We start from the raw sequence: 23,865 nt of genomic DNA, 5'->3' as shown, positions 1-23,865 counted from the left end.
ATGCAGAAGATCCAGATCGAAGGCGGCACGCCGCTGCAGGGCGACGTGCAGATCTCCGGCGCGAAGAACGCCGTGCTCCCCATCCTGTGCGCCACGTTGCTGGCCGACGAACCCGTCGAGATCAGCAACGTCCCGCACCTCCACGACGTGGTCACCACCGCCAAGCTGCTCGCGGGCCTCGGCGCGGAACTGACCATCGACCAGGGCACCATCGGCCGCGGCACGGAAAGCGGCATCGTCGTCGATGCGCGCCACGTCACCAGCCACGTCGCGCCCTACGAACTGGTCAAGACGATGCGCGCATCCGTGCTCGTGCTCGGCCCGCTGCTCGCGAAATACGGCGCGGCGGAAGTCTCGCTGCCCGGCGGTTGCGCGATCGGTTCGCGCCCCGTCGACCTGCACATCAAGGGCCTGCAGGCGCTGGGCGCGGAGATCAGCGTCGACCACGGCTTCATCAAGGCACGCGCGGGTCGCCTGAAGGGCGGGCGCGTGGTGTTCGACCTGGTGAGCGTGGGCGCCACCGAGAACGTGCTGATGGCCGCCACGCTGGCGCAGGGCACGAGCATCCTCGAGAACGCGGCGATGGAGCCGGAGATCGTGGACCTCGCCGACTGCCTCAACGCGATGGGCGCGCAGATCGAAGGTGCGGGCAGCAACCGCATCGTCGTGCACGGCGTGGAACGCCTGCATGGCGCGAAGCACGCGGTGGTCGCCGATCGCATCGAAACGGGCACTTTCCTCGTCGCTGCGGCGATGACGGGCGGGCGCGTCACCGCGCGCCGCACGCGTCCGGAAACACTCGATGCGGTGGTCGAGAAGCTCATGGAAGCCGGTGCGCACATCGATGTCGAAGACGATCGCATCACCCTGGACATGCAGGGCCGCCGCCCGCGCGCGGTGAACCTCACCACGGCGCCCCACCCGGCGTTCCCGACCGACATGCAGGCGCAGTTCATGGCGCTCAACTGCATCGCCGAAGGCGTGGGCGTGATCAACGAAACGATCTTCGAAAACCGCTTCATGCACGTGCAGGAACTGCTGCGCCTCGGCGCGGACATCCGCGTGGAAGGGCATACGGCGATCGTGCGCGGCGTGGAGCAGCTCAGCGGCGCGCCGGTGATGGCGACCGACCTGCGCGCGTCGGCGTCGCTGATCCTCGCGGGCCTCGTCGCCGACGGCGAAACGGTGATCGACCGCATCTACCACCTGGATCGCGGCTACGAAAACATCGAGGAGAAGCTGTCGGGGCTCGGCGCGCGGATCAAACGCGTCTGACGGACGCTCCCGGCGGCACAAAAAAAGCCCCGCATTCGCGGGGCTTTTTGTTTGCGTGCGTCGTGGTGCTCAGGGCATCGACTTGATCTGCAGGTCGATCTCGTCCGCACCGTCCTTGCGCTGCAGGATGCGCGCGGGCACGGGCAGGCCGTCGACGATCCACAACACCGTCTCGCGCCTGCCGTCGGTGCGCGACACCTTGGTCGCCTGCTTCGACTTGCCGCCGATGTTGATCGCTTCCTTGCCGACCACCGTGTAGGTGAGGTCCTTGGCGCGGCCGTCGTCCACCATGCGGTAGTGCAGCGGCTTGCCCGCGTTGACGTCGCGCGCGATGGCCAGGTTCAGCAGCATCGCGTCGAGGTCGCCGGGCTGCAGCTTCACCGGGCCGGCGCGATCGGGCTTCACGTCGCCCGACCAGGTCGCTTCGCCCTTCGCCCAGTCGTACTGCGCGTTCTTGTTCGATTTCTTGATCAGCACCGCTGCGGCGTCGGTCCCCGACAGCGGACGCCAGTGGCCGTCCTTTTCATCGAACGTGGTGCTCTGGCTGAGCGTGGCCAGGCTGCTGCTGATGCGCAGCGTGTACGTCCACTGCCCGCCGGACGGCGCGAGCGAAATGTGCCCCGCGCCCTCCATGCCCATGTAGCGGGCGGTGTAGTCGGCTTCCAGGGGCTTGAGGTCCGAGGGTGCGGCGAAGGCGGGCAGCGCGACGGCGGCCGCAAGGAGGAGCGTGGCGAACAATCGACGCATGGTCATACCTCTCGATAATCGATCAGGCGCAATTCGAGGGTGCCGCCCTCGTCGTCGCGCTGCAGGATGCGGATGGGCATCGGGACGTCTTCGACGACCCACAACGTGGTGACATCGGCGCCGGCGTGGACGCGGTCCACGCGCAACGCGGCGTAATTCAGGTCTTCGATCTGCTGCGTTTCGCGCTCGGTCGCGACGCGGTACTGCTGGTCGCGTGCGCGGCCATCGTCGACGAAACGATACTGCAGCGTCGCGCCGGGCGTGGCGTCGCGCAACACGGCAAGGTTGATGAGCAGGCCGCTCATGTCGCCTTCGCGCAGGGCCACGTCGCCGCGGCGGGTTTTCTTCACGTCGCCCGTCCAACGCGCCGCATGGCGCGACCAATCGTAAACGCCGGTCGCCATGCGCTTGGAGAACAGCGCCTTGCGCACGGTGCTCTGGCTCAACGGACGGTAGTGCGGGCCGTTGACGTCGAACACGGTGCTCTGTTGCAGGTCCAGCCCGGCGAAACCGAGCAGGCCGTGCGTGGCTTCGATGTGCAGGTCCACGCGCCAGCGGGCATTCGCCAGGGACACGAGTTGCAGCGTGGCATCGCCCAGGGGCTTGCCGTCGCGGAAAACCGCATAACGCGCATCGAAGGGCGCGAGCGTGCGGACCGGCGCTTCGACCGCGGGCGGCGCCGTGGTGGTCGTGGCGGGGGCGGGCGGTGCGGTCTGCGCAGCCTCCTGCGCCCACGCGACGGCCACGGCCGCCGGCAGGAGCACGGCGAGGCAGGCGGACCACAGGGCGGGGCGGGCGTTCATCGAGGCAGGGGCCGGGGCGTATTCATGGAACCAAAAGTCCGGCGGAATCTACGCGCAGCGGACGCAACAGCGGATGACCGTCGAACAGGACCCGGTCGCCGTCTTCCTTCACGCGCCCGTCGACGGCCAGCTTCACGGCGGCCACGAGTAGCGGATGTTCGATGCCCAGGACGCGTTGGGCCAGCGCGTCGGGCGTATCGCCCGGCAGCACGGGGACGCGGGCCTGGGCCACGACGGCGCCGGCATCGAGCTCCGGGCTGACGAAGTGGACGCTGGCGCCGTGCTCCGTCGCGCCGTCGGCGATGGCGCGCGCATGCGTTCGCAGGCCGCGATAGGCCGGCAGCAGCGACGGATGGATGTTCAACAGGCGGCCGCGGAAACGCGCGACGAAGGCATCGCCCAGCATGCGCAGGTAGCCGGCGCAGACCACCCAATCGGGTTGCACGGCATCGATCGCATCGGCGAGTTCGGCATCGAATTCCTCGCGATGCACGTACGACCTGGCATCGCGGCTCCAGCGCAAGGCAGGCATCACGCGTTCGAGCGCGGGTGCCTGCAGCTTGTCGGAGAACACGCCCACGACCTGTGCATCGAGCGCGCCCGATGCGATGGCATCGAGGAGGGCCTGCAGGTTGCTGCCGCGGCCGGAGACGAGGACCGCCAGGCGGCGCATCGTCAGCCGATGCGCACGCGTTCGTCGCCGCTGGCCGCCACGACCGCGCCGATCGGGCGATGCGCGAGGCCGAGACGTTCCAGCTCCGAAGACACTGCGGCGACATCGCCCGGCGCGAGCACCAGCACGAAGCCGACGCCGCAGTTGAACGTGCGCCACATCTCCTCGTTCGGCACCGCGCCTTCGCGCTGCAGCCAATCGAACACGGGCGGCAGCACGATCGAAGAGGCTTCGATGTCGAGGCCGAGGCCGTCGGGGATCACGCGGATGATGTTTTCGGTGAGGCCGCCGCCGGTGATGTGCGCCATCGCGTGTACGTCATGCTTGCCAATCAGTTCGAGGATCGGCTTGACGTACAGCTGCGTGGGTTCCATCAGCGCGTCGACGAGCTTGCGACCGCCGATGTCGAGATCGGCCGGGCGGCCGGCGCGGTCGTAGATGCGGCGGACCAGCGAGTAACCGTTGGAATGCGGACCCGAGGACGCGATGCCGAGCAGCACGTCGCCGGCGCGCACCTTGGCGCCATCGAGGATTTTCGATTTTTCCACCGCGGCGACGCAGAAGCCGGCGAGGTCGTATTCGCCCGGCGGATACATGTCGGGCATCTCGGCGGTCTCGCCGCCGATCAGCGCGCAGCCGGAGAGTTCGCAGCCGCGCGCGATGCCGCCGACGACCGCGACCGTCGTGTCGACGTCGAGCTTGCCGGTGGCGAAGTAATCGAGGAAGAACAGCGGCTCGGCGCCCTGCACGAGCACGTCGTTGACGCACATCGCGACCAGGTCGATGCCGATGGTGTCGTGGCGGTTGAGCTGCTGCGCGAGCTTGAGCTTGGTGCCGACGCCGTCGGTGCCGGAGACGAGCACCGGTTCCTTGTACTTGCCGGAGAGGTCGAACATCGCGCCGAAGCCGCCGAGGCCGCCCATCACTTCCGGCCGGAAGCTGCGCTTGACCAGCGGTTTGATGCGTTCGACGACGGCGTTGCCCGCGTCGATGTCGACGCCGGCGTCCCGGTAGGTGAGCGGAGTGGGGGTGGTCACTGCGGGGGATCGCCGTGCAACGCCGGTATGCGGCAAGGGCCGCGATTTTAGCCCGGGTTGGACGCGACGGGCGGGCCTGCGGCACCATGACCGCGGAATCGGCATGCAGGGACGAAGGATGCGGCTGGCAATTCGCTTGGTGGGTGCGCTCGCGTTGTGGCTGGCGCTGGGCACGGCCTTCGCGCAGCGCGTGGAAGGCGATCGTGCGGGTGCGCAAGGGGCGTACCAGTCCGAGATCAACGTCAACGGGCAGGGCGAGGCCGAGCGCAATGCCGGGTTCGCGCGCGCGCTGTCGCAGGTGCTGGGCAAGCTCACCGGGACCAAGAATGCCGCCGGCCTGCCCGGCGTGGGCCAGGAAATGCGCCACGCCCGCGATTACGTCGAAAGCTACGACTACCGCCAGGACGAAGGCCGCTCGCCCTCCGGCGCGCCGACCTTCACCACGACGCTGATCGTCCGCTTCGACCAGGACCAGGTGGACGGCATGGCCGCCACGCTGGGCCTGCCGATCTGGCCGGAACCGCGCCCCAAGCCGGTGCTGTGGCTCGCCATCGACGACGGCCGCGGCCCGCGCTTGGTCGCGCTGGCGCAGACCAACGCCGCGCGCGCGGTGCTCGACCGGGCGGTCGAACGCGGCTATCGCCTCGGCCTGCCGGCGGGCAGCGCCGCGGAACAAGCGGCCGTCGGTGCGATCTGGCGCGGCGATACCGCCGCGATCGCGCGCCTGTCCTCGCGTTATGCCCCGCCGATGCAGCTGATCGGCAAGCTCTACCGTGCGCCGGAAGGCGGCTGGACGGCCGAATGGACCTTCGTCGACAGCGGCAAGGTGCTGTCGAGTTGGGAAGGCACGCAGCCCGATGCGCGCCGCGCGATGGCCACCGGCGCCGACGGCGCCGCCGACGCGCTCTCGAAGAAGTACGCCAAGCGCAGCACGGCCGCCGGCGAACCGGGCCGCTACACCGTGCAGATCGACGGCATCCGCAGCAGCGAGGATTACCTGCGCGCGGTGTCCTACCTGCAGGGCCTGACCGTCGTGCGCGGCGTCGCGCCGGTGCGCGCGAATGCCGATGCGCTCGTGGTCGAACTCGACCTCATCACGGGCATGCCGGGGCTCAAGCGCATGCTCGGCACGGGTGAAGTGCTCTACGCCGACGAAAGCGAACTGCCCACCAGCTCCACCGTGCCCGTGCTGCACCTGCGCTGATGGACACCACGCCCGCCGCATCGCCCATCGCCCGCCGCTGGCAATGGGCTGCGATCCTTGTCGCGTCGGCCTGTGTCATCTGGCTGCTCGCACCGATCCTCACGCCCTTCGTGTTCGCGGCCTTGCTCGGCTGGCTCGGCGATCCCACGGTGGATCGCCTGCAGCGTCGCGGCTGGTCGCGCCACGTCGCGGTCGTGCTCGTGTTCGGCGCGATGACGCTGGCCGTGCTCATCACGCTCGTCCTGCTGCTGCCGCTGGTCGAAAAGCAACTGAGCACACTGATCGAATCCCTGCCGACCTATCGCGATTGGTTCATCGGCACTGCCTTGCCGTGGGTGGAACGCAAGACCGGCTTCCAGTTGCTGTCGTGGCTGGATCCGGATCGCGTCTTTGCGCTGATCCGCGATCACTGGGAACGCGCGGGCGGCATCGCCGCGACCATGCTCGGGTACCTGTCGGCCTCGGGCTTTGCGCTCGTGGCGTGGATCGCGAACGTGGTGCTCGTGCCGTTCCTGACCTTCTACTTCCTGCGCGATTGGGACCTGCTGAAGGAACGCGTGGCCGCGCTCGTGCCGCGCGACCACATCGGCACGGTGTCGCGCCTGGCGAAGGAATCCGACCAGGTGCTCGGCGCCTTCCTGCGCGGGCAGTTCAGCGTGATGCTGGTGCTGGGCGTGCTGTATGCGATCGGCTTGTGGGCGGTGGGGCTGGACCTCGGCCTGCTGATCGGATTCATCGCGGGGCTCGTAAGCTTCGTGCCTTACCTCGGCCCGGCCACGGGTGTGTTCCTCGGCGTGCTCGCGGCGCTCGTGCAGTTCGGTGACTGGTACCACGTCGCACTGGTGTTGGGCGTGTTCGGCGTCGGGCAGGTGATCGAAAGCTACGTGCTCACGCCGCGCCTGGTGGGCAACAAGATCGGCCTGCATCCGGTCGCGGTGATCTTCGCGATCATGGCGGGCGGGCAGTTGTTCGGCTTCCTCGGCGTGCTGCTTGCACTGCCGGTGGCGGCGATCGCGAACGTGCTGTTGCGCTACGCGCACGAGCGTTACACGCACAGCCGCCTGTACGCGGGCGATCGGCCGGGCATCGAACTCGACGAGTTCGTCGACGCGGGCATCGATCGTCCTGCGCCCAACGACGACCACGTCTGATCCCACGCACGATGTCGCCTGCTCCGCAGCTGCCGCTGGCCCTGCGCTATCCGCCGGACCAGCGGTTGGAGGCCTTCGTCGCACCACCGCTTGGTGCGCTCGCGCAATTGCAGGCCCTGGCCGGCGTGCAGGGGGCGGATTGGGTGTATGTCGCGGGGCCGGCGGGTGTGGGGAAGACGCATCTCGCGCTGGCTGCGTGCGCGGCTGCGGAAGCGGCGGGGCGCGCTGCGGCCTACGTGCCCTTGAAGGCCGCGGCCGGGCGATTGCGCGATGCGCTTGAGGCGTTCGACGATCGCGCGCTCGTTGCGCTCGACGGCCTGGATGCGATCGCGGGCCATCGCGACGACGAAGTGGCGCTGTTCGATTTCCATAATCGTGCGCGTGCGGCGGGTGCCGGCGTGCTCTATACGGCGAGTGTGGCGCCTGACGCGCTGCCCCTCACCTTGCCCGATCTGCGCTCGCGGCTGTCGCAATGCGCGCGCATCGTGCTGACGCCGCTCGACGACGATGCGCGGCGCGAAGTGTTGCGCGAACGCGCGCGTCGGCGCGGTTTGTCGCTCGACGATGCGGCGATCGATTGGTTGCTGCGTCGGCGCGGGCGCGACCTCGTCACGCTGACGGGATTGCTCGACGTGCTCGATCGCGCGTCGCTCGCAGCGCAGCGACGCGTCACCGTGCCGTTCCTCAAGCAGACCTTGGGCGAAGGCTAGGCTTAGGCGCGCAGCGCAGCGTCGAGCTCGGCCAGGCGTTGCGGCGTGCCGACATCCGTCCATCGCCCCGCGTGGTGCATGCCGTCGACCTCGCCACGCGCCATCGCGGCGCGCAGCAAGGGCGGTGTGCGGAAGCGGGGCGGTGTTTCGTCCGCGCCGAGGGCGTTGCCGATGATCTCGCGCCAACCGTCGAACAAGGTCGGGCGATAGAGGCCGATGCCGGAAAACGTCAGGCGCCCTTCGGTTGCATCGTCGACACGTCCGCCTGCATGCAGTGCGAAATCACCGGCGGGATGCTGCGGCGGATTGTCGACCAGCACCAGGTGCGCGACGCCGCGAGGCTCCTTTGGCAAGCGCGCGAAATCGAAGTCCGTCCACACATCGCCGTTGACCGCGAGGAACGGTGCATCGCCGAGCAAGGGCAATGCGTTGAGCATGCCGCCGCCGGTCTCGAGCGGCGTCGGGCCTTCGTACACGAAATGGAGTTTCAGGCCCCAGCGTTCGCCATCGCCAAGCACTTCGGGAAAGCGCGGCGCGAGCCAGCTCGTGTTGACGACGACGTCGCGAACGCCGATGGCGGCGAGCCGTTCGAGATGCCAGGCGATCAAGGGCTTGCCGCCTGCTTCGAGCAGGGGCTTGGGCGTCGTGTTCGTCAGCGGCCGCATGCGTTCGCCGAGGCCGGCGGCGAGGACGAGCGCCTTCATTCGTCGCCCGTTCCGTCGGTCCAGTGCGCGTATTCGACGAGCGTCGGTTTGACGCGCCGTTCGATCAATTCGGCCAGCGGCGCGAGTTCCGGATACTTCGGCAGCACGTGGTCTAGGTAGGCGAAGAAGCGCGGCGCGTCTTCCAGGTAATGCTGTTTGTTGTCGCGATGGTGCAGGCGCGCGAAGATCCCGATCACCTTGAGGTGGCGATGCACGCCGATCAGGTCGACGTCGCGGCGGAAGCGTTCGAGCGGCGGCACCGGCAGGCCTGCGTCGACGGCGCGCGCGTGGTAGCGATCGAGCCATGCATCGATGCGCGCCTGCGGCCAGCTGACGAAGGCGTCCTTGAACAGGCACAGCGGGTCGTAGGCGATCGGGCCCTTCACCGCATCCTGGAAATCGAGCACGGCGGGACCGTCGGCGGCGGGCATCAGGTTGCGCGGCATGAAATCGCGATGCACGAACACCTGCGGTTGCGCCAGGGCCGCGTCGATCAGCACGCGATGCACGCGCTCGAGCGTCTGCTCGTCGTGCACGTCCGGCACGATCGCCAGGTGCTTGCCGAGGAACCACTCGTCGAACAGGCGCAGTTCGCGCAGCAGCAAGGCTTCGTCGTAGACCGGCATGCCTTCGGGGATCGGCGTGGCCTGGATGCGCAGCAGTTGCGTGATCGCATCGTCGAACAAGGCATCGGCGTTGTCGGCATGCAGGACGTGCAGGTAGGTGTCCGGGCCGAGGTCTTCGAGCAACAGGAAACCGTGTTCGGTGTCTTCGGCGAGCAGGTGCGGCACGCGCACGCCGTTTCCTTCGAGCAGCGCGCGGATGCGCAGCCAGGGCTTCACGTCTTCCTTGTCGGGCGGCGAGTCCATGACGATGCGGCTCGGCTCGGTGCCGGTCGTGCGCCAGTAGCTGCGGAAGCCGGCGTCGGCGGAAGCGCGCGCGAGGCCGAGGTCGGCGTCGTGCGTGGCGTGTCGGGCCCAGTCCAGGCGCTGCGTTTCGCGCGGAAGGGTCGTGGGCGTGGCGGCGGTATCGGTCATAAGTGCGCGAAGGTTAAACTGCCGGCAATGAAACGGGCGAGACGGTGATGATCCCACTCCAGCCGGTGTTGTTGTCGGGCGGTTCGGGCACGCGGCTGTGGCCGCTCTCGCGCGAAGCCTATCCGAAGCAGTTCCTCCCGCTGGTCGGCGAGGACACGATGCTCCAGGCCACGTGGCTGCGCGCCGCCCCGCTTGCGGGCGACACGCCCCCGATCGTGGTCGCCAACGAAGCCCATCGATTCCTCGTGGCCGAGCAGTTGCGCCTCGTCGGCGCGCCCGTGCCGCGCATCGTGCTCGAACCCGTGGGGCGCAACACCGCGCCGGCGATTGCCGTCGCCGCGTTGCAGGCCCTGGACGACGGCGCCGATCCCTTGCTGCTGGTGCTGCCGTCCGACCACGTTGTCGGCGACGTCGATGCGTTCCGCGTCGCCGTGCATACCGCGAGCGCGGCAGCGGCCGAAGGCAAGCTCGTCACCTTCGGCATCGTGCCGACGGCGCCGGAAACCGGATTCGGTTACATCGAAGCGGACGCCAACGCGCGCGGCGTGCGTCACGTGCGTCGCTTCGTCGAGAAGCCCGACCACGCCACCGCGGAACATTACGTCCGCGAAGGCGGGTATTACTGGAACAGCGGCATGTTCCTGTTCCGTGCGTCGGTGGTGCTCGCAGAACTCGAACGCTTCCGTCCCGACATCGTCGCCGCCTGTCGCGCGTCGCTGGATGCGGCCAAGCGCGACGGCGATTTCGTGCGCCTGGATGCGGCGGCCTTCGCGGCTTGCCCGTCCGACTCCATCGACTACGCGGTGATGGAACGCACGGACGCGGCGATGGTGTTGCCCGTGGACATCGGCTGGAACGACGTCGGGTCCTGGTCGGCGCTGTGGGACGTGACGGCGCGCGATGCCGACGGCAATGCGCACCAGGGCGACGTCATCTCGGTCGACAGCCGCAACAGTTATGCCTACGCGCGCCGCCTGGTCGCGCTGGTCGGCGTGGACGACCTGGTCGTGGTGGAAACCGACGACGCGGTCCTCGTCGCGCGCAAGGACCGCGTGCAGCAGGTCAAGGACGTGGTGGCGCAGCTGAAGGCCGCGCAGCGCACGCAGGTGTCGTTGCATCGCGAAGTGCATCGCCCGTGGGGCAGCTACGACTCCGTGGACGTCGGCGAAGGCTTCCAGGTCAAGCGCATCAAGGTGAAGCCGGGCGCGACACTTTCGCTCCAATCGCACAAACACCGCGCCGAACATTGGATCGTCGTGCGCGGCATCGCGCGCGTGACGCGCGGCGACGATGTCTTCGACCTGCGCGCGAACGAATCCACCTACATCCCGATCGGCGAGCGCCATCGCCTGCAGAATCCCGGCGAGCAGATGCTGGAGCTGATCGAAGTGCAGTCCGGCGACTACCTCGGCGAAGACGACATCGTCCGCTACGAGGACGCCTACGGCCGGACGGGCTGACGCAAAAAAGAAACGCCCCGCGGGGGCGGGGCGTTCTCCGGAACAGGGGCGAGGGCTCAGGCCGTGCGCGGGCGTTTGCCGCGGATCGCTTCCCAGAGGAACAGCAGCACGATCGCGGCAAGGATCGCGATGCCCCAGACCATCATCGTGTTGGTGATGGCGAGCATCCCTGCGATGTAACCACCCGCCGCCGCACCCAGCGCGCCGAGCACGATGGTCATGATCCAGCCCATCGGATCCGCGCCGGGCTTGAAGAAGCGCGCCAGGATGCCGATGACCGCACCACCCACGATGTACATCAGGAGTCCGTCGAACATGGTTCCCCTCCACTAGGGGCGCCGGATGGCGCCGGGAGGGGATGCTAACGGGGTGTGCGGCGCAGCATTGGGGGCCGGGCCCGGCCCCGTGCCCCGGGGGTGTTCCGGGGCGATCCAGGAGCCGGGGTCAGCAGCAACCGTGCTCGCCGTGGTGCTCGCCGCCGGCCTTCGCCGCGCTGCCCGCGGTCTCGCCGCGCTGGCTCGCCTCGTGGTGGCGGGCGATCACGCGCGCGACGCAGGAGGTGACGCGCTTGCCCATCGGGATGTGCAGGAATTCGTTGGGGCCGTGCGCGTTCGAATGCGGGCCGAGCACGCCGGTGATCATGAACTGCGCGTCGGGGTACTTCTCGCCGAGCATGCCCATGAAGGGGATCGTGCCGCCTTCGCCCATGTACATCGCGGGCTGGCCGAAAAACTCCTTGCTCGCGTCTTCGATGGCCTGGGTCAGCCACGGCGCTTGCGCCGGGGCGTTCCAGCCCGTCGAGGCCTTTTCGAGGTCCAGGGAGACCTGCGCGCCGTAGGGCGGGTCGCGTTCGAGCGTCTGCTTGAGCAGCTCACCCGCGCGCTTGCCGTCGAGGGTGGGCGGCAGCCGCAGCGAGAGCTTCACCGCCGTGAAGGGACGCAGCACGTTGCCGGCCGAGGAGAGCGGCGGCATGCCGTCGACGCCGGTGACCGAGAGCGCCGGGCGCCAGGTGCGATTGAGCACGAGCTCGGAGAGGTCCTCGGCCATCGGCACCATGCCGGGCAGGAACGGGAACTTGTCGTAGACCGCGGTGCCGACGACCTTCGCCGCTTCCTTCGCCTGCGCGAGGCGCTCGGCCGGAATCTGCGAATACAGGCCATCGAGCAGGATGCGGCCCGTGTCTTCGTCTTCGATGCGCGAGAGCAGGTCGCGCAGGATGCGGAAGCTGGAGGGCACGATGCCGGACGCATCGCCGGAGTGCACGCCTTCGGACAGCACCTTGACGGTGAGGTTGCCGCCGGCCAGGCCGCGCAGCGAGGTGGTGCACCAGAGTTGTTCGTAGTTCGCGCAGCCCGAGTCGAGGCAGACCACGAGCGAGGGCTTGCCGATGCGATCGGCGAGGTGGTCGACGTAGGCGGGCAGGTCGTAGCTGCCGGACTCCTCGCAGGCTTCGATCAGGATTACGCAGCGCGCATGCGGCGCCTTCTGTTCCTGCAGCGCGAGGATGGCGGCGAGCGAACCGAAGATCGCGTAGCCATCGTCGGCACCGCCGCGACCGTACAGGCGGTCGCCCTTGATCACCGGCTTCCACGGGCCGAGGTCCGGATCCCAGCCGGTCATCTCCGGCTGCTTGTCGAGGTGGCCGTAGAGCAGCACGCAGTCGTCGTCGCTGCCGCCGTTCGCCGCGGGGATCTCGAGGAAGATCAGCGGCGTGCGGCCTTCCAGGCGCACGACCTCCACCACCATGCCGGGGATGGTCTGCGCTTTCGCCCAGCCTTCCATCAGCTTGACCGCGTCTTCCATGTACCCGTTCTTGACCCAGTCGGCGTCGAACATCGGCGACTTGTTGGGGATGCGGATGTACTCGACGAGGCGGGGAACGATGTCGTCGTCCCACTTGCCGTCGACGTATTTTTCGATGGCGGGGGCGTCGAAGGGGCGGTCCATGCGTGGATCCTGGCGTGCGGGAAAGACCCGCGATTCTACCGCCCCGGCGGCGGTCGGCTTCAGACATTCCTTACACGCGGGCGCGAGGAACACCGAAGCGGGCGGGCGGGAAAGCCCGATGGGGCGGCGGCGGGCCGGATCGGACCATGGTCTTGCCGCCGGCATCCCGCCGCGCAGGCCATTTCCAGGGAGAGCCCCCACATGCGTTCGTTCGTCAAACACACCGCCCTCGTCCTGCAGTCGCTCGTGCTCGCCGTGGCCTTCGCGGCCCAGGCGGCCACCTCGGACAAGGTGGACATCAACACCGCCGACGCGGCGACCATCGACCGCGTGCTGGTCAACATCGGCCCGTCGAAGGCCGAGGCCATCGTGGCGCACCGCACGGCGAACGGGCCGTATAAGAGCCTCGAACAGCTCGCGCAGGTCAAGGGCATCGGGCTCAAGACGGTCGAGAAGAACCGCGACCGCATCGACCTCGGGGCGGGAGGCGGGGCGGCGAAGAAGCCGGCCGCGGCGGCGTCGGCCACGCCCTGACCGAAGCACCAGGTGACGTCCCGGCGGCCGCGGGCGGTCGTTGGGCGGGACGTCGTGCAGGGGCCGTCGCAAAGGACGGTGCCGGCCCTTGCCCTTTTGCCTCGCTTCGCGCGTAACCTTTTGGGCATGAGCACGCTCGCGCCCGCGCTGTCCCGCGTCGTTCCGGCGAACGAATATCGCCGCGAGCGCTGGCGCAATGGCGCCGGCTGGACGCGCGAGATCGCGGCGGAGCCCGAAGGCGGTGAGTGGGCGTGGCGCCTGTCGATCGCGGAGATCGAGCAGGACGCGCCGTTCTCGCGTTTCCCCGGCATCGATCGCGAGATCGTGCTGCTCTCGGGGAATGGCGTGCGCCTGCGCTTCGACGAAGGCGGCGTGCATTCGCTGGAACCGCCGCACGGGCGATTGCGCTTCGCAGGCGAAGCCAGCGTTCACGGCGAACTGATCGACGGCGCTACGCAGGACTTCAACCTGATGTGGCGGCGCGACCTGATCGACGCGCAACTCTGGCATCGCCCGCTGGTGGGGCCGATGGTGATCTTCGCAGAGGCCGGCACGACGTGGGCGGTGCACCTTCTCGCGGGGCAGGCGCGCTTCGCGGACGATTCGGGATTGCCGTCGCTGCAGGCGGGCGACACCGCCTTGCTGCGCGCAGGCGATACGCGCCTGCGGCACGTGCTCGATGGCGGCGGCGAAGTGTTGCTGGTGCAGCTTCGCCCGAAGTAAGCGCGTTACAGCAACGCGGGCAGCAACACCACGAGCATCGCCGTCAGCGAAACCCCGAGCACGCTGACCACCAGGTCCTTTGCGCTGCGGCCGCGTGCCCACATCCAGATGCCCGACAGACCGAGCAGCAACATGCAGATGGCGAAGCTGTCGGAGAGGATCTTCCAGCCGATGCCGCCGCCGACGCCTTTGTGCAGGCGGTTGAACGCGGCGAGCGTGTCGTGGCGCGTGTGCTTGACCTCTGCACTTGCGCTGCCGGGCGTGTAGTCGAGCGACCACGCGTCGGTGGCGCTGCCGCCGCTGAGGGACCACTTCGAGGTCTGCGGATTCTTGCGGATGACCTGCGCGTCGAGCTTCTGCGTATCGCGCAGCCACAAGGACAGGGCCTCCGGCGAGGCCTGCGCCTGCGCCGGAATTTCCAATGCCACTTTCGCCCGATCTTCGCTGTCGCCCTGGAACCATGCGCTGTCGCCGAAGCGATGGTTCATCACCAGCCCGGTGAAGCCGTAGATCACCGCCGCCAATGCACCCCATGCGCCGATCCACAGGTGGATCTGGCGGATCCATCGGTAAGTGGCGGCGGAACGTCGGGGCGTGGTGGCGACGGTGGCTTGCATCGGTGGGTCCAGGCGTGGAGGTTGGGGCTCAGAACTTGTAGCGCAGGCTGACCGACGCTGCGCGGGGCGAGCCGGGCATGATGTTGTTGTCGGAGTTCGCCGAGACGACGTATTCCTTGTCGAACAGGTTTTCGAGGTTCAGCTGCAGCGACAGGTGGTCGTTCGCGTCGAAGAACACGGCGGCATCGTAACGGGTGTAGCTCTTCGCCGTCACCGCGTTGGTGAGCTGCGCGAAGATGTCGTCGCGGTACTGCGCACCGAAGCCGACGCCCCAGTTCTCGGCGATATCGAAACGATTCCACAGCGAGAACGTGTTCTCCGGCAGCTGCGCCAGGCGCTTGCCCTTGTCGGCGCCGGCGAGCACTTCGCCGTCCTGCCAGGCGTAGCCGCCCATGACGTGCCACCACTGCGTGAGCGAGCCGGCGAGGCCGATTTCGACGCCCTTGGCGCGCTGGCCGTCGACGAGCACCGAGACGGTGGGATCGACCGCGCTCGGCACGACGACGTTGGTGCGGTCCAGCTGGTAGACGGCCGCGGTCAGCGCGAGCGTCGGCCTGATGTCCCACTTCGCGCCGATTTCGTAGTTGGTGAACTTCTCCGGATCGAAGGCCTTGTTGGTCGGCGAGAGCGAGGCGAGCTGTTCGCCGGCGCGCGGCTGGTAGGCGATGCTGTAGCTGGCGTAGATCGAGACCGGTTCGATCGGCTTGTACACCAGGCCCGCGCGCGGCGACCACAGGTTGTCGGTGCTGGAGAGATTGCGGTTCGGATTGCCTTCGTCGAGCCGCTTGTTGGTGAAGTCGACGTCGAACCGGTCGTAGCGCAGGCCCACGATGGCCTGCCAGTGCGGCGAGAACTCGAGCTGGTCCTGCACGTACAGCGCGGCGACGTTGGCGACGCTGTGGTTGCGCGCGTCGGTCGCGGACTGGCGCCAATCGATGGGGCCGGTGTAACGCGGGTTGCCGAGCGGGACGAGCACGGAGGTGGCCGTCGAACCCGGTGCGCCGAAGAAGCCGGTGAAGCGCAGGTTGTCGTTCTTCTGGTGGCCGAGTTCGGCGCCGGCCAGCAGCGTGTGGTGCACGCTGCCGGTGGTCGCGTTCCAGATCAGGTCGGTCTGGTTGAAGACGTTGGTGCGCTGCGTGGCGTTGTTGTAGGCCGAGATGGCCACCTGCGTGCGCGTGGGGTCGACCGCACCCGGGAACACGTTCTGGTAGAACTTGTCGTAGTCGGCGATGCGCGTGCGGTTGCGCAGCGTCGCGCCCCCGCCGAAGTCGTGTTCGACCAGGGCGGTGAAGGCATCCACGTCGGCGGTGACGTCGCTGCGCGCGGGGTCGCCGAAGAACGTCGACGGATCGGCATCGATCTTGATGCGGGTCCCGTTGAACACGGCGGGCTCCGAGGGCTGGCCGCGATCGGCGACGCGATCGTCTTCGAAGTGTTCGTAACCCAGCGTCACTGCGGTGTTCTCACCGACGGACAGCGACAGGGTGGGGTTCACGCCCCAGCGACGCGCGTCGTAATCGTCGCGGTAGCTTTCCGAATCCTCGAACATGCCGGTGACGCGGAACGCGGCGGTGTCGTTGATGGCCTGGCCGAAGTCGGCGGCGACGCGACGCTTGTTCCAGGAGCCGAACTGCGCGGAAACCTCGCGCACGGTCTTCCAGTCGGCCTGCTTGGTCACGCGGTTGATCACGCCACCGGAACCGCCGCGACCGAAGATCATCGCGTTCGGGCCCTTGAGCGCTTCGACGCGATCGATGTTGTAGAGGTCGCGCAGGTACTGCACGTCGTCGCGCATGCCGTCGACGTACATGTCGGAGGTCGAGCTGTTGCCGCGCAGCACGGGCGTGTCGCGGTTGCCTTCGCCCTGCGCCATGGTCACGCCCGGCACGTAGCGCACCACGTCGGCCATGTTCTGCATCGCCTGGTCGCGGATCAGCTGCTGGGTGACGACGGTGATCGACTGCGGGGTGTCGCGCAGCGGCGTGGGGGTCTTGGTCGCCGTGGACGATTCGGGCACCACATAGGCGTCGGCCTTGCCGATGACTTCCACCTTGTCGAGTTCGGTCGGCTTGCGCGGGACGGCGGGGTCCTCGGCGGCGTGGGCGGCGGGGGACAGGGCGATGGCGAGTGCGAGCGCGAGGGGGGCTGCGCGCAGGGGGGAGTGGGGCATGACGTCCTCAAAGCGGTTGTCGTAGGCGGCAGTTGCCGCAGCCAGACCATGCTAATGAGAACGATTCGCAAATGCAATCGCCGAGATCGGCGAGACCCGCCGATCAGCGGTCATCGCGGGTCCAGACGGCCCCGTCTTCCACCTTCACCGGGAACTTGGGGACGGGCGCATAGGCGGGCGCATTGAGCGCGCGGCCGTCGCGCACGTCGAACTTGGAACCGTGCAGCACGCATTCGATCGTCGCTTCGTCGCCGTCGAAGGGCCCCGAGGACAAATCGAAATCCTCGTGCGAGCAACGATCCTCGAGTGCGTAGAAATCGCCGTCGTAGTTGAACACCACGATGGCGGTGTCACCGTCCCAGGCCACCTTCGATTCGCCCGGCAACAATTCGGCGGTCGCGCAGACGCGCACCCAGCCGTCGCTCACAGGGGCTTCTCCATGATTTCGAAGCGCAGGTCGTCGCGCGTGGGAATGCCGAAGCGCGGATCGCCGTAGGGGAAGGGCTTCTTGACGCCGGTGAGCGCGTAGCCGCGGCGTTCGTAGAACGCGATGAGTTCGTCGCGGATGTCGATGACGGTCATGCGCATCGCGGGCAGCGCCCACTCGTCGCGCACGATGCGCTCGGATTCGGCCAGCAAGGCCTTGCCGATGCCGCCGCCCTGCAGGGTGGGCGTGACGGAGAACATGCCGAAATAACCGGCGCCATCGTCTTCGCACACGTGCGCGCAGGCGATCAGGTCGCCGTCGCGTTCGGCGATGAGTACGCGGCTGCGCGGACGTTCGATGTCGCGCAGCAGCACGTCGCGATCGATGCGGTTGCCTTCGAGGAAGTCGGCTTCGGTCGTCCAGCCCTGTTTACTCACGTCGCCGCGATAGGCCGAGGTCACGAGCGCGACCAGCGCGTCCAGGTCGGCCGCCGTCGCGGCGCGGAACATCAATGCACTCATTGCGAGATCCACCACCACAGGTAACGGAGGTAAGGCCAACCGATCATGAGCAGGAGCACGAGGACCACGGGCAACAACCACATGGCGTACTTCACCGTGCGCGCAGCGCGCGACTGCAGCGCTTCGGCCTTGTCGTTGATGCGCTCCACGCGCTCGAGCTGCTTGGCGTACATCGCCATGTGTTCGCGCTGCAGCGCGATCGCCTGGCGTTGGTTGTCGCGGATCTCCCGCAGCAGTGCGGCGACGTCTTCGCTCACCGGGCAGCCCTCGTCGGTCGACAGGGTCGCCAGTCTAGCCGAGCAGGCGGCGCACCTTGCGCAGGGCCGCGGCGAAGGCCTCGATTTCCTCGTGCGTGTTGTAGAACGCGAGCGAAGCGCGGCAGGTGGCCGGGACGCCGAAGAAGCGCATGAGCGGATGCGCGCAGTGGTGGCCCGAGCGCACGGCCACGCCCTCCAGGTCCAGCAGGGTCGCCAGGTCGTGTGCATGCGCGCCTTCCACCAGGAAGGACACGACCGCCGCCTTGTCCGCCGCGGTGCCGAGGATGCGCAGGCCGTCGACTTGCTGCATCTCTTCGGTCAGGTGCGCGAGCAACGCAGCCTCGCGGGCTGCGATCGCGGCCATGCCGATGCCGTCCAGGTAACCCACGGCCGCGCCGAGGCCGACGTGGCCGGCGATGTTCGGCGTGCCCGCTTCGAAGCGGTGCGGCGGGTCGTTGAAGATCGTCCCCTCGTAACGCACTTCCTTGATCATCTCGCCGCCGCCGAGGAACGGCGGCATGGCGGCGAGGTGTTCGCGCCGTCCCCACAGTGCGCCGGTGCCCGTGGGCCCGCACATCTTGTGGCCGGTGAAGGCATAGAAATCGCAACCGATGGCGGCGACGTCGACGGCCATGTGCGGCAGTGCCTGGGAGCCGTCGATGACGGTGGCGATGCCGCGCTTGCGCGCCTCGCGGCAGATCGCGGCCACCGGGTTGATCGTGCCGAGCACGTTGGAGACGTGCGCCACGCCGAGGATCTTCACCTCGGGCGTCATCGCCGCGTACAGCGCGTCGAGGTCGAGCGAGCCGTCGGGCAGCAGTTCCGCCACGCGGATCGTCGCGCCGGTGCGCTCGCAGATCAGCTGCCAGGGCACGATGTTGGCGTGGTGTTCCATGCGCGTGAGCAGCACGACGTCGCCGGTCTTCAGGCGCGGCAGGCCGAACGAATACGCGACCAGGTTCAGGGCGAAGGTCGTGCCGCTGGTCAGGACGAGGTCTTCGGCCGCGACGTTGACGTGGCGTGCGAGGCGCTCGCGCGTGCCCTCGTAGGCTTCCGTCGCTTCCATGCCGAGCGCATGCACCGCGCGGCTGACGTTGGCGTTGTGGCGGCGATAGAACGCATCCACCGCTTCGATCACCGCGGCCGGCTTCTGCCCCGTGTTCGCCGAATCGAAATACACCAGCGGCTTGCCGTGCACCTCGCGATGCAGCAACGGGAAATCGGCGCGCACGCGCGCCCAGTCCAGGCCGGCGGGGGAGGCGACGGTGCTCATGCGGTCCGCTCCAGTGCGGTGGCGAGCGCGCGATCCAGCGCGCCTTCGGCGATCGGGCGCAGGCGCGCATCGACGCCGGACAACACATCGCGCACGAAGGCCCGCGTCAACAGCTTGCGCCCCTCATCGGCCGGCAGGCCGCGCGAGCGCAGGTAGAACAGCGCAGTCGGATCCAGCCCGCCCACGGCCGCACCGTGCGCCGCCTGGACTTCGTCGGCATGGATTTCGAGCACGGGCTGCGCGTCGATCTCCGCCTGGTCGGACAGCAACAGGTTCTTGCTTGACAGGGAGGCCGCGCTGCCGTCGGCGCCCGCGCGAATGCGGATGCCGCCGTGCAGCACCACGCGGCTGCGGTCCGCGGCGAGGCCACGCCAGGTGAGGTCGCAACGCGTATCGCCGGCGACGTGATCGATGTCCAGGCGCGTGTCGACGTGGCGACGGCCCGCGCCGAGCAGCGCACCGTCCGCCTGCACCACCGCATTCGTGCCCAGCAAGCGGCAACCGAACTCGTGCCGCGTCATCGCGCCGCCGAGTTCCAGGTCCAGCCTGCGATAACGCGCGTCTTCCGCGAGCTTCGCGTCCGTGCGCACGAACAAGGTGGCGCCCGCCGATTCATCCTGCACGCGCAGGTGCGCGAGCTGGGCGCCGCGCGCGAGGTCCACCGACATCGACACGGTGCCGAGATGCGCGTGCGCCCCGGCGGCGAGGTGGTGTTCGACCACGCAAACCTCAGCGTGTTGGCCCACTTCGAGCGCATGGCGCAGGTGCCAGGCCTGGTCGGCCCCGGTCGGCGCACCGACGAACACCAGATGCAGCGGTGCGTCGATCCGCGCGCCAGCCGCCACTTGCAACATCACGCCGGTGCGTGAGAGTGCCGCATTGAGTCCGGCGAACACGAGGTCGGCATGCGCCGCCGGCGCTTCACCGTCCACCACGCCGGCCTGCAAGCACACACCCGCCGGCAATGCATCGAGCTTCGACGCCTGCGCATCGAACATGCCATTGACGAACACGATGCGCGGCCCGTCCATCGTCGCGAGCAGTCCCGGCTCGATGGGCGCGCCCTGCGCAGGCGCAAACGTCCGCCGTTCCAGCGCACGCAACGCCGTGTACTTCCACGCTTCGCTGCGTGGCTTCGGGAGGCCTTCGCGCAGCACCGCATCGAGCATCGCGCGACGCGCCGCGTCGCCGTCGAAACCCTGCGCCAGCGATTCCAGCAAAGCGCTCATCAGGCAGCGGCCTCCGGCGCCTTGCGATCGGCGAGCCAGGCGTAGCCGTGCTGCTCGAGTTCCAGCGCGAGTTCCGGCCCGCCGGTTTCGACGATGCGGCCGTCGGACAACACGTGCACGACGTCCGGCTTGATGTAGTCCAGCAGGCGCTGGTAATGCGTGATCACCAGGAAGGCGCGGTCCGGCGCGCGCAAGGCATTCACGCCGTCGGCGACGTTGCGCAGGGCGTCGATGTCCAGGCCCGAGTCCGTTTCATCGAGGATCGCGAGCTTCGGTTCGAGCACCGCGAGCTGGAAGATTTCGTTGCGCTTCTTCTCGCCGCCGCTAAAGCCTTCGTTGACGCCGCGATGCAGCAGGTCGTCCTTCAGGTGCAGCACGGCGAGCTTTTCGCGCACGAGCTTGAGGAACTGCATCGAATCCAGTTCCTGCTGCCCACGCGCCTTGCGTTGCGCATTGAGCGCCGAACGCAGGAAATAGGTGTTGTTCACGCCCGGGATTTCGACCGGGTACTGGAAGGCGAGGAAGACGCCTTCGGCGGCGCGCGCTTCCGGTTCCTGCGCGAGCAGGTCGCGGCCTTCGAAGGTCACGGTGCCTTCGACGACTTCATAACCGTCGCGCCCGGCGAGGATGTTGCCCAGCGTGGACTTGCCCGCGCCGTTGGGGCCCATGATCGCGTGCACCTGCCCCGGTGCGACTTCGAGCGAGAGGCCCTTGAGGATTTCGCGGCCGGCGACGCGGACGCGGAGGTTGTCGATCTTCAGCATGTTCTTTTCCATTGTTCAGCCCACCGCGCCTTCCAGCGACACCTCGAGCAGCTTCTTCGCTTCCACCGCGAACTCCATCGGCAGCTCGCGGAAGACGCTCTTGCAGAAGCCGTCGACGATCATCGAGACCGCGTCTTCCTCGCTGATGCCGCGACTGCGGCAATAGAACATCTGGTCGTCGCTGATCTTCGAGGTGGTGGCTTCGTGTTCGACGATCGCCGTCGGGTGCTTCACTTCGACGTAGGGATAGGTATGCGCGCCGCACTGCTTGCCGATCAGCAGCGAGTCGCACTGGGTATGGTTGCGCGCGCCCTCGGCGCTGCGCTCGACCTTCACCAGCCCGCGATACGCATTCTGCCCGCGCCCCGCGCTGATGCCCTTGCTGACGATCTTCGACTTGGTGCGCTTGCCGACGTGGATCATCTTGGTGCCGGTATCGGCCTGCTGGCGATGGTGCGTGAGCGCGACGGAGTGGAACTCGCCCACCGAGTCGTCGCCGAGCAGCACGCAGCTCGGGTACTTCCAGGTGATCGCCGAACCGGTTTCGACCTGCGTCCACGAAATCTTCGAACGCGCCCCGCGGCACTCGCCGCGCTTGGTCACGAAGTTGTAGATGCCGCCCACGCCGTTCTCGTCGCCCGGATACCAGTTCTGCACGGTGCTGTACTTGATCTCCGCATCCTCGAGCGCAACGAGCTCGACGACCGCCGCGTGCAGCTGGTTCTCGTCGCGCATCGGCGCCGTGCAGCCTTCAAGGTAGGACACGTGGCTCTTGTCCTCCGCGATGATGAGCGTGCGCTCGAACTGGCCCGTGCCCGTTGCGTTGATGCGGAAGTACGTGCTCAGCTCCATCGGGCAACGCACGCCCTTGGGGATGAACACGAAGCTGCCGTCGGAGAACACGGCGGAGTTGAGCGCGGCGAAGTAGTTGTCGCCGGTGGGCACGACGCTGCCGAGGTACTGCTTCACGAGCTCGGGATGCTCGCGGACCGCCTCGGACATCGAGCAGAAGATGATGCCTTTCTCCGCCAGTTCCTTGCGGAAGGTGGTGCCGACGGACACCGAGTCGAACACCGCATCCACCGCCACGCCCGCGAGCTTGGCGCGTTCGTGCAGCGGCACGCCGAGCTTCTCGTAGGTGTCCAGCAGTTCCTGCGGCACTTCATCCAGCGAGGCGTACTTGGCCTTCGGTGCGGAGTAGTAGCTGATCGCCTGGAAATCGATGGGCGCCAGTTCGAGCTTCGCCCAGTTGGGCATCGGCATGGTGAGCCAGTGGCGATACGCGGCCAGGCGCCATTGGGTCATCCACTCAGGCTCTTCCTTCTTGGCGGAGAGGAAGCGGATGACGTCTTCGGACAAGCCGGGCGGCAGCGAATCGGATTCGATGTCCGTGACGAAGCCGGCCTCGTAACGGCGGCCGAGCCGGTCCAGGATTTCGACGTTGCTTTCTTGGGTCATGGCAGATCTCACGCCGTCGCGAGCGTGGCGGGAATGGCGCGGCGCGTCTTGATGGAGGTGGGGGACAACATGTCGGCGAGGGAGACGCCGCGCAGGGCGTCGATCACCACGTCGTTGATGCGGCGCCAGTTCGCGCGCACGCCGCAGGAGGATTCGATGCCGCAGGCGCCGGCATGGACGCTGCACTCGGTCATGCCGAGCGGCCCTTCCATGGCTTCGACGATTTCGATGAGCGAGATCTCGCGTGCGTCGCGCGCGAGGCGATAGCCGCCGTGCGCGCCGCGGAACCCGGCGACGAGGCCGCACTGCGCAAGCGGCTTGAGCAGCTTGGCGACCGTGGTGACTTCCAGGCCTGCCTGTTCGGCGAGCTCGGCCGCGCTGTGCACGCGGTCTGGCGCCGCGGCGAGGGCGGTCAGGACGACGGTGGCGTAATCGGTGAGCTTGGTGACCCGCAACATGGCCGGGGTGACCCTCTAAAACGGACTGAAATTGTACGTTTTAGGAATCGCCCGGGCCAGTGCGGGCTGGCAGCGGGTTCAGCTCAGCCCGCGGCGGCGGGCTTGGCTGCCGTGGAAGCGGCCGCCGGCGGGGGCGGCAGCTTGAACTCGACGTAGGGGATCGGGGGCTGCTGGCCCGGCGGCAGGTAGGCCGGCGCCGGCTGGCCGGCCGGGCCGAGCGACTTCACGAAGCGGAAGAAGGCCAGTCGATCGCTTTCCTTCATGTCGCGCACGGCGAAGTCGGGCATCGGCGGGCGCGTATGCAGCTTGGCGGTGTAGTCGAGCCATGCCGCGTCGTCCATGTCGGCGGCCTTCAGGCGGATGTTGGCCGGATAGGTCGTGCCCCACGGGCCGCTCCAGCCGAGCCCGGTGCCGACCAGCCATTGGTCCTTCGGCACCTCGCCGCCCTTTTCGGCGTAGCCCGGCGTGTGGCAATCGTTGCAACCGCCGATGCGCGCGATGTATTCGCCCTGCGCGATCAGTTCGGCATCGGTCATGCCGTGCGAGGTCGTCGCCGGGGTCGCGGCCGGCGCATCGGCCACGGGCTTGGCATCGTTCGCCGCAGGCTTGCAGGCGGCCAGGGAAAGGGCGAGGGCAGTGAGCAGCAGGCGTGGTGCGCGCATCGGTGGTTCGTCACGACAAGGATG

26 protein-coding genes are annotated in these 23,865 nt (G+C 68.2%); 7 read left to right on the top strand and 19 right to left on the bottom strand.

Annotated elements, in window-relative coordinates; all coding sequences use genetic code 11:
- The gene (murA, locus tag LVB87_RS00520) at nucleotides 1-1,275 is read left to right on the top strand and encodes a UDP-N-acetylglucosamine 1-carboxyvinyltransferase (RefSeq protein ID WP_232898975.1); all 1,275 of its coding nucleotides are present in this window, start codon (nucleotides 1-3) and stop codon (nucleotides 1,273-1,275) included.
- Between the two features lie 69 nt (nucleotides 1,276-1,344).
- Here murA and LVB87_RS00515 read toward each other — a convergent pair whose 3' ends face one another.
- Genes LVB87_RS00515 through purM form a run of 4 tightly spaced genes read right to left on the bottom strand, consistent with a single transcriptional unit; the run spans nucleotide 1,345 to nucleotide 4,535 of the window.
- Nucleotides 1,345-2,022, bottom strand: coding sequence for a DUF3108 domain-containing protein (locus LVB87_RS00515; RefSeq protein ID WP_232898974.1), 678 nt, complete (start codon nucleotides 2,020-2,022; stop codon nucleotides 1,345-1,347).
- Nucleotides 2,023-2,024: 2 nt separating this feature from the next.
- Nucleotides 2,025-2,825, bottom strand: a complete 801-nt coding sequence (locus LVB87_RS00510) for a DUF3108 domain-containing protein (protein WP_232898973.1) — start codon at nucleotides 2,823-2,825, stop codon at nucleotides 2,025-2,027.
- A 22-nt stretch (nucleotides 2,826-2,847) separates the two neighbouring features.
- Entirely contained in the window at nucleotides 2,848-3,498 is a 651-nt protein-coding gene (gene purN, locus LVB87_RS00505) for a phosphoribosylglycinamide formyltransferase (RefSeq protein ID WP_232898972.1), read from the bottom strand.
- A gap of 2 nt (nucleotides 3,499-3,500) precedes the next feature.
- Nucleotides 3,501-4,535: a phosphoribosylformylglycinamidine cyclo-ligase gene (gene purM / locus LVB87_RS00500; protein WP_343223402.1), complete on the bottom strand. Its 1,035-nt coding sequence runs from the start codon at nucleotides 4,533-4,535 to the stop codon at nucleotides 3,501-3,503.
- 118 nt (nucleotides 4,536-4,653) lie between these two features.
- On the opposite strand from purM, the gene LVB87_RS00495 reads away from it, so the two are divergent.
- From LVB87_RS00495 to hda, 3 genes are read left to right on the top strand one after another with little or no spacing between them, the layout of a single operon-like run.
- A complete protein-coding gene (locus tag LVB87_RS00495) occupies nucleotides 4,654-5,739 on the top strand; it encodes a DUF2066 domain-containing protein (RefSeq protein WP_343223401.1) in 1,086 nt (361 codons plus the stop codon).
- Nucleotides 5,739-6,890 (top strand): AI-2E family transporter, encoded by a 1,152-nt coding sequence (locus LVB87_RS00490; RefSeq protein ID WP_232898970.1) that lies wholly within the window; start codon nucleotides 5,739-5,741, stop codon nucleotides 6,888-6,890. Before LVB87_RS00495 ends, LVB87_RS00490 begins: the two co-directional genes overlap by 1 nt.
- Nucleotides 6,891-6,901: 11 nt before the next feature.
- Nucleotides 6,902-7,600, top strand: coding sequence for a DnaA regulatory inactivator Hda (gene hda / locus LVB87_RS00485; RefSeq protein ID WP_232898969.1), 699 nt, complete (start codon nucleotides 6,902-6,904; stop codon nucleotides 7,598-7,600).
- A 2-nt stretch (nucleotides 7,601-7,602) separates the two neighbouring features.
- Here the strand turns inward: hda and murU are convergent, their stop codons facing one another.
- On the bottom strand, nucleotides 7,603-8,304 hold the full coding sequence (gene murU, locus LVB87_RS00480; protein ID WP_232898968.1) for an N-acetylmuramate alpha-1-phosphate uridylyltransferase MurU: 702 nt from the start codon (nucleotides 8,302-8,304) through the stop codon (nucleotides 7,603-7,605).
- Nucleotides 8,301-9,341: a phosphotransferase gene (locus LVB87_RS00475; RefSeq protein WP_232898967.1), complete on the bottom strand. Its 1,041-nt coding sequence runs from the start codon at nucleotides 9,339-9,341 to the stop codon at nucleotides 8,301-8,303. Before LVB87_RS00475 ends, murU begins: the two co-directional genes overlap by 4 nt.
- A gap of 47 nt (nucleotides 9,342-9,388) precedes the next feature.
- On the opposite strand from LVB87_RS00475, the gene LVB87_RS00470 reads away from it, so the two are divergent.
- Nucleotides 9,389-10,801, top strand: a complete 1,413-nt coding sequence (locus LVB87_RS00470) for a mannose-1-phosphate guanylyltransferase/mannose-6-phosphate isomerase (RefSeq protein ID WP_232898966.1) — start codon at nucleotides 9,389-9,391, stop codon at nucleotides 10,799-10,801.
- A 56-nt stretch (nucleotides 10,802-10,857) separates the two neighbouring features.
- Here the strand turns inward: LVB87_RS00470 and LVB87_RS00465 are convergent, their stop codons facing one another.
- Nucleotides 10,858-11,118, bottom strand: coding sequence for a hypothetical protein (locus LVB87_RS00465; protein ID WP_232898965.1), 261 nt, complete (start codon nucleotides 11,116-11,118; stop codon nucleotides 10,858-10,860).
- A gap of 127 nt (nucleotides 11,119-11,245) precedes the next feature.
- On the bottom strand, nucleotides 11,246-12,748 hold the full coding sequence (locus tag LVB87_RS00460) for a M20 family metallopeptidase (protein ID WP_232898964.1): 1,503 nt from the start codon (nucleotides 12,746-12,748) through the stop codon (nucleotides 11,246-11,248).
- Nucleotides 12,749-12,949: 201 nt separating this feature from the next.
- Here LVB87_RS00460 and LVB87_RS00455 point away from each other — a divergent pair, with 201 nt between their 5' ends.
- Together LVB87_RS00455 and LVB87_RS00450 are read left to right on the top strand one after the other, a co-directional pair.
- A complete protein-coding gene (locus LVB87_RS00455) occupies nucleotides 12,950-13,282 on the top strand; it encodes a ComEA family DNA-binding protein (protein WP_232898963.1) in 333 nt (110 codons plus the stop codon).
- A 126-nt stretch (nucleotides 13,283-13,408) separates the two neighbouring features.
- Complete coding sequence (locus LVB87_RS00450; RefSeq protein WP_232898962.1) at nucleotides 13,409-14,005, top strand: HutD family protein; 597 nt, start codon at nucleotides 13,409-13,411, stop codon at nucleotides 14,003-14,005.
- Between the two features lie 5 nt (nucleotides 14,006-14,010).
- On the opposite strand, the gene LVB87_RS00445 is transcribed toward LVB87_RS00450, so the two are convergent.
- From LVB87_RS00445 to LVB87_RS00395, 11 genes are all read right to left on the bottom strand, one after another.
- Nucleotides 14,011-14,622 carry a PepSY-associated TM helix domain-containing protein gene (locus tag LVB87_RS00445; protein ID WP_232898961.1) on the bottom strand — a complete coding sequence of 204 codons (612 nt, stop codon included), beginning with the start codon at nucleotides 14,620-14,622 and terminating at the stop codon, nucleotides 14,011-14,013.
- A gap of 28 nt (nucleotides 14,623-14,650) precedes the next feature.
- On the bottom strand, nucleotides 14,651-16,792 hold the full coding sequence (locus LVB87_RS00440; RefSeq protein WP_232898960.1) for a TonB-dependent siderophore receptor: 2,142 nt from the start codon (nucleotides 16,790-16,792) through the stop codon (nucleotides 14,651-14,653).
- 103 nt (nucleotides 16,793-16,895) lie between these two features.
- Entirely contained in the window at nucleotides 16,896-17,219 is a 324-nt protein-coding gene (locus tag LVB87_RS00435) for a non-heme iron oxygenase ferredoxin subunit (protein WP_232898959.1), read from the bottom strand.
- Nucleotides 17,216-17,740 (bottom strand): GNAT family N-acetyltransferase, encoded by a 525-nt coding sequence (locus LVB87_RS00430; protein ID WP_232898958.1) that lies wholly within the window; start codon nucleotides 17,738-17,740, stop codon nucleotides 17,216-17,218. Before LVB87_RS00430 ends, LVB87_RS00435 begins: the two co-directional genes overlap by 4 nt.
- On the bottom strand, nucleotides 17,737-17,997 hold the full coding sequence (locus LVB87_RS00425; RefSeq protein ID WP_232898957.1) for a hypothetical protein: 261 nt from the start codon (nucleotides 17,995-17,997) through the stop codon (nucleotides 17,737-17,739). The genes LVB87_RS00430 and LVB87_RS00425 overlap by 4 nt, the downstream gene beginning before the upstream one ends.
- A gap of 34 nt (nucleotides 17,998-18,031) precedes the next feature.
- The gene (locus LVB87_RS00420; protein ID WP_232898956.1) at nucleotides 18,032-19,270 is read right to left on the bottom strand and encodes a cysteine desulfurase; all 1,239 of its coding nucleotides are present in this window, start codon (nucleotides 19,268-19,270) and stop codon (nucleotides 18,032-18,034) included.
- Nucleotides 19,267-20,499, bottom strand: coding sequence for a Fe-S cluster assembly protein SufD (sufD, locus tag LVB87_RS00415; protein WP_232898955.1), 1,233 nt, complete (start codon nucleotides 20,497-20,499; stop codon nucleotides 19,267-19,269). The genes LVB87_RS00420 and sufD overlap by 4 nt, the downstream gene beginning before the upstream one ends.
- Entirely contained in the window at nucleotides 20,499-21,263 is a 765-nt protein-coding gene (gene sufC / locus LVB87_RS00410; RefSeq protein WP_232898954.1) for a Fe-S cluster assembly ATPase SufC, read from the bottom strand. The genes sufD and sufC overlap by 1 nt, the downstream gene beginning before the upstream one ends.
- Before the next feature lie 15 nt (nucleotides 21,264-21,278).
- On the bottom strand, nucleotides 21,279-22,721 hold the full coding sequence (gene sufB / locus LVB87_RS00405; RefSeq protein ID WP_232898953.1) for a Fe-S cluster assembly protein SufB: 1,443 nt from the start codon (nucleotides 22,719-22,721) through the stop codon (nucleotides 21,279-21,281).
- 8 nt (nucleotides 22,722-22,729) lie between these two features.
- Nucleotides 22,730-23,179: an SUF system Fe-S cluster assembly regulator gene (locus LVB87_RS00400; protein ID WP_232898952.1), complete on the bottom strand. Its 450-nt coding sequence runs from the start codon at nucleotides 23,177-23,179 to the stop codon at nucleotides 22,730-22,732.
- Between the two features lie 83 nt (nucleotides 23,180-23,262).
- Nucleotides 23,263-23,841, bottom strand: a complete 579-nt coding sequence (locus tag LVB87_RS00395; protein WP_232898951.1) for a cytochrome C — start codon at nucleotides 23,839-23,841, stop codon at nucleotides 23,263-23,265.
- Nucleotides 23,842-23,865: the final 24 nt, after the last annotated feature.

The organism is Lysobacter sp. KIS68-7 (assembly GCF_021284745.1).
GTDB lineage: Bacteria > Pseudomonadota > Gammaproteobacteria > Xanthomonadales > Xanthomonadaceae > Noviluteimonas.
The sequence above is the reverse complement of the archived record's forward strand: the minus strand, read 5'-3'. Positions and strand labels throughout refer to the sequence as shown.

Excerpts from the sequence above, each read along its gene's own strand:
- murA (WP_232898975.1), top strand. The coding sequence starts at position 1 with ATGCAGAAGATCCAGATCGAAGGCGGCACGCCGCTGCAGGGCGACGTG.
- LVB87_RS00515 (WP_232898974.1), bottom strand. The coding sequence starts at position 2,022 with ATGCGTCGATTGTTCGCCACGCTCCTCCTTGCGGCCGCCGTCGCGCTG.
- LVB87_RS00510 (WP_232898973.1), bottom strand. The coding sequence starts at position 2,825 with ATGAACGCCCGCCCCGCCCTGTGGTCCGCCTGCCTCGCCGTGCTCCTG.
- purN (WP_232898972.1), bottom strand. The coding sequence starts at position 3,498 with ATGCGCCGCCTGGCGGTCCTCGTCTCCGGCCGCGGCAGCAACCTGCAG.
- LVB87_RS00495 (WP_343223401.1), top strand. The coding sequence starts at position 4,654 with ATGCGGCTGGCAATTCGCTTGGTGGGTGCGCTCGCGTTGTGGCTGGCG.
- LVB87_RS00490 (WP_232898970.1), top strand. The coding sequence starts at position 5,739 with ATGGACACCACGCCCGCCGCATCGCCCATCGCCCGCCGCTGGCAATGG.
- hda (WP_232898969.1), top strand. The coding sequence starts at position 6,902 with ATGTCGCCTGCTCCGCAGCTGCCGCTGGCCCTGCGCTATCCGCCGGAC.
- murU (WP_232898968.1), bottom strand. The coding sequence starts at position 8,304 with ATGAAGGCGCTCGTCCTCGCCGCCGGCCTCGGCGAACGCATGCGGCCG.
- LVB87_RS00475 (WP_232898967.1), bottom strand. The coding sequence starts at position 9,341 with ATGACCGATACCGCCGCCACGCCCACGACCCTTCCGCGCGAAACGCAG.
- LVB87_RS00470 (WP_232898966.1), top strand. The coding sequence starts at position 9,389 with ATGATCCCACTCCAGCCGGTGTTGTTGTCGGGCGGTTCGGGCACGCGG.
- LVB87_RS00465 (WP_232898965.1), bottom strand. The coding sequence starts at position 11,118 with ATGTTCGACGGACTCCTGATGTACATCGTGGGTGGTGCGGTCATCGGC.
- LVB87_RS00460 (WP_232898964.1), bottom strand. The coding sequence starts at position 12,748 with ATGGACCGCCCCTTCGACGCCCCCGCCATCGAAAAATACGTCGACGGC.
- LVB87_RS00455 (WP_232898963.1), top strand. The coding sequence starts at position 12,950 with ATGCGTTCGTTCGTCAAACACACCGCCCTCGTCCTGCAGTCGCTCGTG.
- LVB87_RS00450 (WP_232898962.1), top strand. The coding sequence starts at position 13,409 with ATGAGCACGCTCGCGCCCGCGCTGTCCCGCGTCGTTCCGGCGAACGAA.
- LVB87_RS00445 (WP_232898961.1), bottom strand. The coding sequence starts at position 14,622 with ATGCAAGCCACCGTCGCCACCACGCCCCGACGTTCCGCCGCCACTTAC.
- LVB87_RS00440 (WP_232898960.1), bottom strand. The coding sequence starts at position 16,792 with ATGCCCCACTCCCCCCTGCGCGCAGCCCCCCTCGCGCTCGCACTCGCC.
- LVB87_RS00430 (WP_232898958.1), bottom strand. The coding sequence starts at position 17,740 with ATGAGTGCATTGATGTTCCGCGCCGCGACGGCGGCCGACCTGGACGCG.
- LVB87_RS00420 (WP_232898956.1), bottom strand. The coding sequence starts at position 19,270 with ATGAGCACCGTCGCCTCCCCCGCCGGCCTGGACTGGGCGCGCGTGCGC.
- sufD (WP_232898955.1), bottom strand. The coding sequence starts at position 20,499 with ATGAGCGCTTTGCTGGAATCGCTGGCGCAGGGTTTCGACGGCGACGCG.
- sufC (WP_232898954.1), bottom strand. The coding sequence starts at position 21,263 with ATGCTGAAGATCGACAACCTCCGCGTCCGCGTCGCCGGCCGCGAAATC.
- sufB (WP_232898953.1), bottom strand. The coding sequence starts at position 22,721 with ATGACCCAAGAAAGCAACGTCGAAATCCTGGACCGGCTCGGCCGCCGT.
- LVB87_RS00400 (WP_232898952.1), bottom strand. The coding sequence starts at position 23,179 with ATGTTGCGGGTCACCAAGCTCACCGATTACGCCACCGTCGTCCTGACC.
- LVB87_RS00395 (WP_232898951.1), bottom strand. The coding sequence starts at position 23,841 with ATGCGCGCACCACGCCTGCTGCTCACTGCCCTCGCCCTTTCCCTGGCC.